Source organism: Hydrogenophaga sp. (assembly GCF_022844385.1).
In the GTDB taxonomy this organism is placed as follows: domain Bacteria; phylum Pseudomonadota; class Gammaproteobacteria; order Burkholderiales; family Burkholderiaceae_C; genus Hydrogenophaga.
Window position 1 is genome coordinate 3,754 of sequence record NZ_JALHLX010000112.1, and the last position, 8,253, is coordinate 12,006.

Below are 8,253 nucleotides of genomic sequence, written 5' to 3' on the forward strand. Positions count from 1 at the left end.
ATGCGCTTCGACGTCATCACGCTGTTTCCTGAACTGTTTGCGCCGTTTCTGCAGCACGGCATCAACCGCCGCGCTTTTGAATCGGGTCTGGTCGACGTCCACCTCTGGAATCCGCGCGACTTTGCCGAGGGCAACTACCGCCGCGTGGACGACCGCCCGTTCGGCGGCGGCCCGGGCATGGTCATGATGGCCGAGCCGCTGTGGCAATGCTTGCTGGCGGTGCGCGCGGAACGCGATGAGCCCGACAACGCTCGCGCACCAGTCGTCTTGTTTTCGCCCATTGGCGAAGCCCTCAACCACACCGGCGTTGAACGCTGGTCGGCCAGCCAGGGCGCGGTGTTGCTCTGTGGCCGCTACGAGGGCATTGACCAGCGTTTCATCGACGCCTGTGTCGACCAGCAGATCAGCCTGGGCGATTTTGTGCTCTCGGGCGGCGAGATCGCTGCCATGGCGCTGCTCGATGCGGTGGCGCGGTTGCAACCCGGCGTGTTGAGCGACGAGGGCAGCCACCAGCAGGACAGCTTCAACCCCGCGCTCGACGGCCTTCTTGACAGTCCGCACCACACACGTCCCGAAGTCTGGCAAGGCCCGCAAGGCCCGATGCCCGTGCCCGAGGTGCTGCTGGGTGGGCACCATGAACGCATTGCCCGCCACCGGCGCGAGCAGAGTCTGCTGGTCACCGCCCGCCAGCGCCCCGACCTGCTCGCCCGTGCCCGGGAACAGGGTTTGCTCGACGCCGCCGACCAAAGTTTCCTGCGCGCGCAGGGCTTGCTATAATCCAAGGCTTTTCGATCCTCTACCGGCCGCCGCGACCGGGTCAGCCCGCAACCCCAGCAGATCTTCTGCAACAGGTTGGACAGGGCCCCTGCCGGATTCGTGGCCTTTAGTGCAGCGCGGGAATGATCGACGAACAGGAAACCATGAACCTCATCCAGACCCTAGAGCAAGAAGAAATTGCTCGCCTCGGCAAAGTCATTCCGCCATTCGCCCCTGGCGACACCGTGATCGTCAGCGTGAACGTGATCGAAGGCACCCGCAAGCGTTTGCAGGCCTACGAAGGTGTGGTGGTTGCCCGCCGCAACCGTGGCCTGAACTCCAGCTTCATCGTGCGCAAGATCTCCAACGGCGAAGGCGTCGAGCGCACCTTCCCGCTGTACAGCCCGCTGATTGCCAAGATCGAAGTCAAGCGCCGCGGTGATGTGCGCCGTGCCAAGTTGTACTACCTGCGCGAGCGCAGCGGCAAGTCGGCACGTATCAAGGAAAAGCTGGGCGCCAAGGCTGCATAAGCCTTTGCTCGCTCCGCCAGCAAGAAAAAGCCGCTCCCCGGAGCGGCTTTTTTGCGTCTGGCCTATGCTCCTCCACCCATGACTCAACTGTTGCCCGCTTTCGATCCCCGCCTGGTGCCCATCGTCAATGCAGAGGAGATCACGCACCCTGCCCATCCGGAGCGCCTCACGGCCAACGGACTGCGTCAGCTGTTTGCCAACCCGCCGATCTGGACGCCCGAGCTGGTGCGCGAGATCAAGTTTGCCAATCGGGCACCTGCCCATGCGGCCGTGATGTTGCCGCTGGTGATGCGCGACGAACTCACCCTGCTGCTCACCCAACGCACGGCCCACCTCTCCACCCATTCGGGCCAGATCGCCTTGCCCGGCGGCAAGATCGATCCCACCGACGCCGACCCTACCGCCGCAGCCCTGCGCGAAACGTTTGAAGAGATCGGCATTGCGCCCGAGCGCATCGAAGTGCTGGGCACCCTCCCCGTGTACGTCACCGGGACCTCGTTCATCGTCACGCCGGTGGTGGGGCTGGTGCAGCCGGGTTTCGAGCTCGTGCCCAACCCCTATGAGGTCGACGACGTGTTCGAGGTGCCGCTGTCCTTCCTCATGAATCCGCTGCACCACCGTCGGCATGCGTTCGACTTCGAAGGGGTGGTGCGCGAGTGGTATTCCATGCCCTACCAGGACGGTGACCAGGAGCGCTTCATCTGGGGCGCCACTGCGGGCATGCTGCGCAATTTCTACCGGCTGCTCAGCGCCTGAGTGGCCACAGTGGCCTGCGATGTTCAGGCCACTATGATCGACCCATGGGTTTTTTCGCCATCCTCATTGCCTTGCTCCTGGAGCAGGCGCGTCCACTGGCCTACGACAACGTGGTGCATGGTGCGCTGCGCGGTTGGTCACGCACGGTTCGACGCAACCTCGACGCGGGTGAGGCCTCACATGGCTGGGTGGCCTGGTCGTTGGCCGTGGGTGTGCCTGCGATCACCGTGGCACTGGTGCACTGGGGGTTGTGGTGGTTCAGCTCGGTTCTCGCTTTTGTGTGGATGGTGGCGGTGCTGTATGTGACGCTGGGTTTCCGGCAGTTCAGCCACCATTTCAGCGAGATCCGCAACGCGCTCGAAGAGGGCAACGATGCGCTGGCGCGCGAGAAACTGGCTGGCTGGCTGCGTGTGGACGCCTCCAGCCTGCCACGCAGCGAGCTGCTGCGCCAGGTCATCGAACATTCGGTGCTCTCGGCGCACCGCCATGTGTTCGGGGTGCTGGTGTGTTTTGTGGTGTTCTGGGCCCTGGGGCTGGGGCCGGCCGGCGCGGTGTTTTACCGCTCGGCCGAATACCTCTCGCGCAACTGGCGCGCTCGCCCCGATGGCACGCCGAGCGTCGCCCTGCAGCAGGCCGCCGCCAAAGCGTGGGCTTTTGTTGACCACGTGCCCGCGCGCGTGACGGCGTTGGGCTTTGCGGTGGTGGGCAACTTCGAGGAAGCCGTGGCCAGCTGGCGCGGTGATGCCGAACGTTTTGCGCCGGGCAGCAACGGTGTGGTGTTGGCCGCCACTTCGGGAGCGCTGAATGTGCGACTCACGCCGCAGCCCGATCCAATGGTTGTGCCCGACGAGGGTGACCCCGGCAGCCGGCCCGAGCCGCAACTGGCCCATCTGGGCAGTGTGGTGGGGCTGGTGTGGCGCGCCGTGGTGCTGTGGATGCTGCTGCTCGCGCTCGTCACGCTCGCGCGCTTCTGAGCCGCCTCAGTACTTGCGTTTGTCGGACAGCTCGGCGAACAGTTCGCGGTACAGGCGGTAGCGGTTCTCGCTGATCGCCAGCGGATCACCCCCGGTCACTTCCGCATCACCCGTCTGCACATGGGCCACCACCGCACAACCCGGCTCGTGCAGGTGGGTGCAGTTGTAAAAGCGGCAACTGCCCAGCGTGGCGTTCAGGTCGGGCATGAGGTGCGCGAGCTGCATGGGTTCGATGTGGTTCAGGCCGAATTCCTGAAAGCCCGGTGAGTCGATCAGCGCGGTGGTGCGCTCGGCATCCACCCAGTACCAGGAGGTGCTGGTCGTCGTGTGTTTGCCCGAATTCAGTGCACGCGAAATCTCGCCGGTGAGTGCCTTGGCCGTGGGCACCAGCCGGTTCACCAGCGTGCTCTTGCCCACGCCCGAGGGCCCGAGCACCAGCGTGCGTTGGCCGGCCAGGCGCTGCTGCAGCGCGTCCAGGCCGTCGTCCCCTCCCGCGTCCTGCCCTTCGGCCTTCAGGCGCAGCGGCATCACCGTGCAACCCATGCGGCGATAGGGATCGAGGCGCGCCCAGGCGCGGTCAAACGCGGGTTGCAGGTCGCTCTTGTTGAGCACGATCAGCACCTCGATGCGCTCGGCCTGGGCGGCGATCAGGGCGCGCGCCAGCTGGCTTTCGGAGAACTCGGGGTCGGCGGCCACCAGCACCAATACCTGGTCGAGGTTGGCGGCGAAGGACTTGGTGCGCATCTCGTCCTGGCGGTAAAACAGGTTGCGCCGCTCGCTCACGCGCTCGATGCTGCCTTCGTCGCCGGTGATCTGCCACTGCACCTGATCGCCCACGACCACCGGGTTCTTCTTGCCTCGGGGGTGGCAGATGCGGCGCTCGCCGTCGGCACTCTCCACCATGCAGTGGCGGCCATGGGCGGCCACCACCAGGCCGGTCTGGAGATCGGCCATCAGGCCTTCTGCAGTGCGTCCACCGCACCCGCGCAGTGGAAGTCGCTCACCGAGATGCCGCCCACGTCGTGCGTGTTGAAGCGCACCGTGCAGCGGCTGTAGCCCAGGGCCATGTCGGGGTGGTGGTCTTCGCGGTGGGCGATCCAGGCCACGGCGTTCACGAAAGCCATGGTTTCGTGGAAGTTGGCGAAGGTGAAGGCCTTCTCCAGCGCACCGTCGATCAGTTTCCAGCCCTGGGCGGACTCGCCGTTGAGCTGGGTGAGCTGGCTCACGATTTCGGTGGCCGAGAGGGCGCGGCGGTTCTGGTGAATGGGGTTCATGGTTGACTTCATGCGGCGGTCTGCAAACGCGTGAGGCGCTCGCTGGCCGGTGGGTGGGAGTAGTAGAAGCGCGCGTACACCGGGTCGGGCGTGAGCGTGCTGGCGTTGTCCTTGTAGAGCTTGAGCAGGGCGCTGGCCAGATCGGCGCCATTGGTGTGTTCCACGGCGTAGGCGTCCGCTTCAAACTCGTGTTTGCGCGAGAGCTGCGCCATCAGCGGCGACAGGAAGAAAGTGAGCAGCGGCACCACCATGAGGAACAGGATCAGGGCGAGGGCGTCGTTGGGCGTGTCCAGCGAGGGCATGACGCCCAGGCCGCTGTAAAACCAGGCCTGGCTCGACACCCAGCCCAGCAACGCAAACCCGGCCAGGCTGAGCGAGAACAACAGGACGATGCGTTTGATGATGTGGCGGCGTTTGTAGTGGCCCAGCTCGTGTGCGAGCACGGCGTCGATCTCTTCGGGGCTGAGTTGTTTGAGCAAGGTGTCGAAGAACACCACACGCTTGGCCGCGCCGAAACCGGTGAAGTAGGCGTTGGCGTGGGCGCTGCGCTTGCTGCCGTCCATCACGAAGAGGCCCTTGGCAGCGAAACCGCAGCGCTGCATGAGGGCGTTCACGCGGGCCTTCAAGGTCTCGTCGGCCAGGGGCTCGAATTTGTTGAACATGGGTGCGATCACCGTGGGGTAGAGCACCAGCGCCAACAGGTTGAACACCATCCAGGCACCCCAGGCCCACAGCCACCAGACCGGGCCGGCCGCGCCCATGAGCCAGAGCACCAGCGCTGCAATCGGAAGGCCGACCAGCGCGCCGACCAGGGTGCCCTTGAGCAGGTCACCCAGCCAGAGCGAGAGCGTCATCTTGTTGAAGCCGAAGCGTTCTTCGATGCGGAAAGTGGCGTACCAGCCCAGCGGCAGCGTGATCAGCCCGCCGATGATGGCAAACGAGCCCAGCAACGCGAGTTGTTGCACCATGCCGCCGCCCAGGGCCGCCAGCAGCGTCTGGTTGAGCCAGTCGAGGCCGCCCAGCAGTGTCCAGCCGAGCAGCAACGCGGCGTCGATGGCGATCTCCAGCAGGCCGAATCGCGTTTTGGTGATCGTGTAGTCGGCGGCCTTCTGGTGGGCCGTCACCGAGATGGTGTCGCTGAACGCTGCCGGCACGGTGCCGCGGTGGCGGGCCACGTGGCGGATCTGCCGGCTGGCCAGCACGGTGCGAATGACCAGGCCGAGCACCAGCAGGGCGCAGAAGAGGGCGGTGAAGGCAAACGAGGCGGTGTCCATGGGTGGGGAGTCTATCGAAGAGCGCCTGCGCCAGATGGCTCTGGGGCCATGGCCAGCCGGGCGTTCTGGCCGATCGGTGAAAATCGCAGGATGACTTCTGCCCCCACCCCGGCCGACATGGCCACGGCGCCCGCCGCCACCGACACCCCCACCCTCGCCAAAAGTGACCAGAACCTGGTCTGGATCGACTGCGAGATGAGCGGCCTGGACCCCGAGAAAGAGCGCCTGCTGGAGATCGCGGTGATCATCACCGGCCCGAACCTCACGCCGCGCATCGAAGGCCCGGTGCTCGTGATCCACCAGAGCGACGCCGTGCTGGGCGCCATGGACAACTGGAACAAGGGCACCCACGGCAAGAGCGGCCTGATCGACAAGGTCAAGGCCAGCACGGTGACCGAAGAACAGGCTCAGGCCGAGCTGCTGGCCTTCATCGGCAAATATGTGCCGCGCAGCGGTTCGCCCATGTGCGGCAACACCATCAGCCAGGACCGCCGTTTCCTGGTGAAGTACATGCCCAAGCTGGAGGCGTACTTTCATTACCGCTGCCTGGATGTGAGCACGCTCAAGGAACTGGCCAAACGCTGGCGGCCTGAGGTGTACGACGCCTTCAAGAAGCAGCAGAAGCACACCGCGCTGGCCGATGTGCACGAGTCCATCGACGAGCTGGAGCACTACCGCACGCACTTCCTGCGCTGAGCGCGGCAGCTCCTTCGCATCGGCCCTTCAGCGGATGGGCGAACAACTTCAACATGACAAAATCGTGACATTCACGCGAGATTCACATGCCCAAAAAAGCCCGTAGCCGCTTCATTTCAAAGCACCAGGAGGCCCTGCAGCTGGGTGCTGCGGTGCTGTTCCTGATCCTGGTGGGTGTGTACGCCTCGCTCACCGGTGCGTCCACCATCGGTTTGGCTTCGTCCGCTGTCTGGCTGCTGATCGTGGCCGCCAGCGTAGGCGCCTACATGGCCATGAACATCGGCGCCAACGACGTGGCCAACAACATGGGCCCTGCGGTGGGCTCCGGCGCCATGACCATGGGCTGGGCCATCGTGGTGGCCGCCGTGTTCGAGGCGCTGGGCGCCATTGTCGCCGGGGGCGAGGTGGTGGGCACCATCAAGGGCGGCATCATCGATCCGGCAGGCATCAACGACCCTGCGCTGTTTGCCTGGGTGATGTTTTCGGCCCTGCTGGCCGGCGCGCTCTGGCTCAACCTCGCCACAGCGGTGGGTGCACCGGTCTCCACAACGCATTCGATCATCGGCGCCGTCATGGGCGCCGGCATTGCCGCAGGCGGCTGGGGGCTGGTCAACTGGGACACCATCGGCGCCATCGTCATCAGCTGGATCATCTCGCCACTGATGGGTGGTGCCATGGCCGCCGCCTTCCTCTACCTCATCAAACGCAGCGTGACCTACCGCAGCGACAAAACCGACGCCGCCAGCCGCGTGGTGCCGGTGCTCATCGCGCTCATGGTTTGGGCCTACACCACCTACATGCTGCTCAAAGGCGTGAGCCAGCTGGTCAAGGTCGGATTCTTCACGGCGCTGGTCATCGGCGCGGTGGTGGCCGCTGTGGTGTGGTGGTTCATCCGCAAACCCATCGGCCGCATGGCCATGCGTCAGGACAACAGCAAGGACGGCGTGAACCGCCTGTTCACCTGGCCACTCATCTGCTCGGCCGCGCTGTTGAGCTTTGCCCACGGCGCCAACGACGTGGCCAACGCCATCGGCCCGCTGGCCGCCATCTACGAAGCGGTGAAGACCGGCGCGATCGCCACCAAAGCCGGCACGCCACTGTGGATCATGGTGCTCGGTGCCCTGGGTCTGGCGATTGGTCTTGCGCTGTACGGCGCGCGCCTGATCCGCACGGTGGGCAAGGAGATCACCGAGCTGGACAACATGCGCGCCTATTCGATTGCCATGGCCGCCACCCTCACCGTGATCGTTGCCTCACAGCTCGGCATGCCGGTCTCCACCACCCACATCACCATCGGTGCGGTGTTTGGTGTGGGCTTCCTGCGCGAGCTGCTCAAGGTGAACTACGCCAAGATGGAGGCGGTGGTGTTTGCCGGCCATCAGGGCGCCGACCGCGCGGAGGTGGAGGCCTACCTGCAGCGCTTCGAGGCGGCCGAGGTGCAGGAGAAAAAACGCATGCTCGACGAAATGAAGCGCCGCACCAAACAACGGCAGGCGACCGAAACCGCCGAGGGCGCCTTGCTGGCGAAGAAGGAGCAGCGCGCCATGAAGAAGGCGATCAAGAAAGAGATCGTCAAGCGTTCGGCCGTCATGCGCATCGTGGCCGCGTGGATCGTCACCGTGCCCGCCACGGCGGTGCTCGCGGCCATCCTCTTCTACATCGTCAGGGCAGTTCTCAGCTGATCGCGAAAAAGAGTTCAGGGTTTTCCCTGAACTTCAGGCTATAATCAGCGGCTTCGCAGGCAACTGCGATGATTTGTGCATCTGCCTCACACACAGGCCCCCCGATTGCAACGGTGGCGCGGTCCTTCAAAAGACCGCACCACCCGCCAGACCCTTCAAGGTCAGGCCCAACGGATGGGGACCATTCGCTCCCAGCGTCACCGGAATCTTTCCAGGCTGACCGAAGGCGCGTAGACCGTTTGATGGTTGATGTTTTGTAACCACGAACGGATCTAGCGCCATGGAGCGGCCACCCCACTGCGGGTCGGCTG

At 64.9% G+C, this 8,253-nt stretch carries 10 protein-coding genes; 6 read left to right on the top strand and 4 right to left on the bottom strand.

The annotated features are described in order from the left end of the window. The 4 genes from trmD to Q0C59_RS15555 all read left to right on the top strand — a co-directional run. The coding region (gene trmD / locus Q0C59_RS15540) for a tRNA (guanosine(37)-N1)-methyltransferase TrmD (RefSeq protein ID WP_291217082.1) at positions 1-777 on the top strand (777 nt) is incomplete at its 5' end. A 143-nt stretch (positions 778-920) separates the two neighbouring features. Then, complete coding sequence (gene rplS, locus Q0C59_RS15545; RefSeq protein WP_291217104.1) at positions 921-1,286, top strand: 50S ribosomal protein L19; 366 nt, start codon at positions 921-923, stop codon at positions 1,284-1,286. A gap of 78 nt (positions 1,287-1,364) precedes the next feature. After that, a complete protein-coding gene (locus tag Q0C59_RS15550) occupies positions 1,365-2,042 on the top strand; it encodes a CoA pyrophosphatase (protein ID WP_291217085.1) in 678 nt (225 codons plus the stop codon). Between the two features lie 44 nt (positions 2,043-2,086). Continuing rightward, positions 2,087-3,016, top strand: a complete 930-nt coding sequence (locus Q0C59_RS15555; protein ID WP_291217087.1) for a CobD/CbiB family protein — start codon at positions 2,087-2,089, stop codon at positions 3,014-3,016. 6 nt (positions 3,017-3,022) lie between these two features. Here Q0C59_RS15555 and rsgA read toward each other — a convergent pair whose 3' ends face one another. Genes rsgA through Q0C59_RS15570 form a run of 3 tightly spaced genes read right to left on the bottom strand, consistent with a single transcriptional unit; the run spans position 3,023 to position 5,564 of the window. Then, on the bottom strand, positions 3,023-3,970 hold the full coding sequence (gene rsgA, locus Q0C59_RS15560; protein ID WP_291217090.1) for a ribosome small subunit-dependent GTPase A: 948 nt from the start codon (positions 3,968-3,970) through the stop codon (positions 3,023-3,025). Next, the gene (locus tag Q0C59_RS15565; RefSeq protein WP_291217093.1) at positions 3,970-4,290 is read right to left on the bottom strand and encodes a 4a-hydroxytetrahydrobiopterin dehydratase; all 321 of its coding nucleotides are present in this window, start codon (positions 4,288-4,290) and stop codon (positions 3,970-3,972) included. Before Q0C59_RS15565 ends, rsgA begins: the two co-directional genes overlap by 1 nt. An 8-nt stretch (positions 4,291-4,298) precedes the next feature. Continuing rightward, entirely contained in the window at positions 4,299-5,564 is a 1,266-nt protein-coding gene (locus tag Q0C59_RS15570) for a M48 family metallopeptidase (RefSeq protein ID WP_291217097.1), read from the bottom strand. Positions 5,565-5,654: 90 nt separating this feature from the next. On the opposite strand from Q0C59_RS15570, the gene orn reads away from it, so the two are divergent. After that, positions 5,655-6,260: an oligoribonuclease gene (gene orn, locus Q0C59_RS15575; RefSeq protein ID WP_407066566.1), complete on the top strand. Its 606-nt coding sequence runs from the start codon at positions 5,655-5,657 to the stop codon at positions 6,258-6,260. A gap of 86 nt (positions 6,261-6,346) precedes the next feature. Then, positions 6,347-7,942 carry an inorganic phosphate transporter gene (locus tag Q0C59_RS15580; RefSeq protein WP_291217100.1) on the top strand — a complete coding sequence of 532 codons (1,596 nt, stop codon included), beginning with the start codon at positions 6,347-6,349 and terminating at the stop codon, positions 7,940-7,942. Positions 7,943-8,068: 126 nt separating this feature from the next. Here Q0C59_RS15580 and Q0C59_RS15585 read toward each other — a convergent pair. After that, a partial coding sequence (locus tag Q0C59_RS15585; protein ID WP_291217101.1) for a hypothetical protein occupies positions 8,069-8,253 on the bottom strand: 185 nt, incomplete at its 5' end.

Coding starts and splice junctions, on each gene's coding strand:
- Q0C59_RS15570 (WP_291217097.1), bottom strand. CDS start 5,564: ATGGACACCGCCTCGTTTGCCTTCACCGCCCTCTTCTGCGCCCTGCTG.
- orn (WP_407066566.1), top strand. CDS start 5,655: ATGACTTCTGCCCCCACCCCGGCCGACATGGCCACGGCGCCCGCCGCC.
- Q0C59_RS15565 (WP_291217093.1), bottom strand. CDS start 4,290: ATGAACCCCATTCACCAGAACCGCCGCGCCCTCTCGGCCACCGAAATC.
- rplS (WP_291217104.1), top strand. CDS start 921: ATGAACCTCATCCAGACCCTAGAGCAAGAAGAAATTGCTCGCCTCGGC.
- Q0C59_RS15555 (WP_291217087.1), top strand. CDS start 2,087: ATGGGTTTTTTCGCCATCCTCATTGCCTTGCTCCTGGAGCAGGCGCGT.
- Q0C59_RS15580 (WP_291217100.1), top strand. CDS start 6,347: ATGCCCAAAAAAGCCCGTAGCCGCTTCATTTCAAAGCACCAGGAGGCC.
- rsgA (WP_291217090.1), bottom strand. CDS start 3,970: ATGGCCGATCTCCAGACCGGCCTGGTGGTGGCCGCCCATGGCCGCCAC.
- Q0C59_RS15550 (WP_291217085.1), top strand. CDS start 1,365: ATGACTCAACTGTTGCCCGCTTTCGATCCCCGCCTGGTGCCCATCGTC.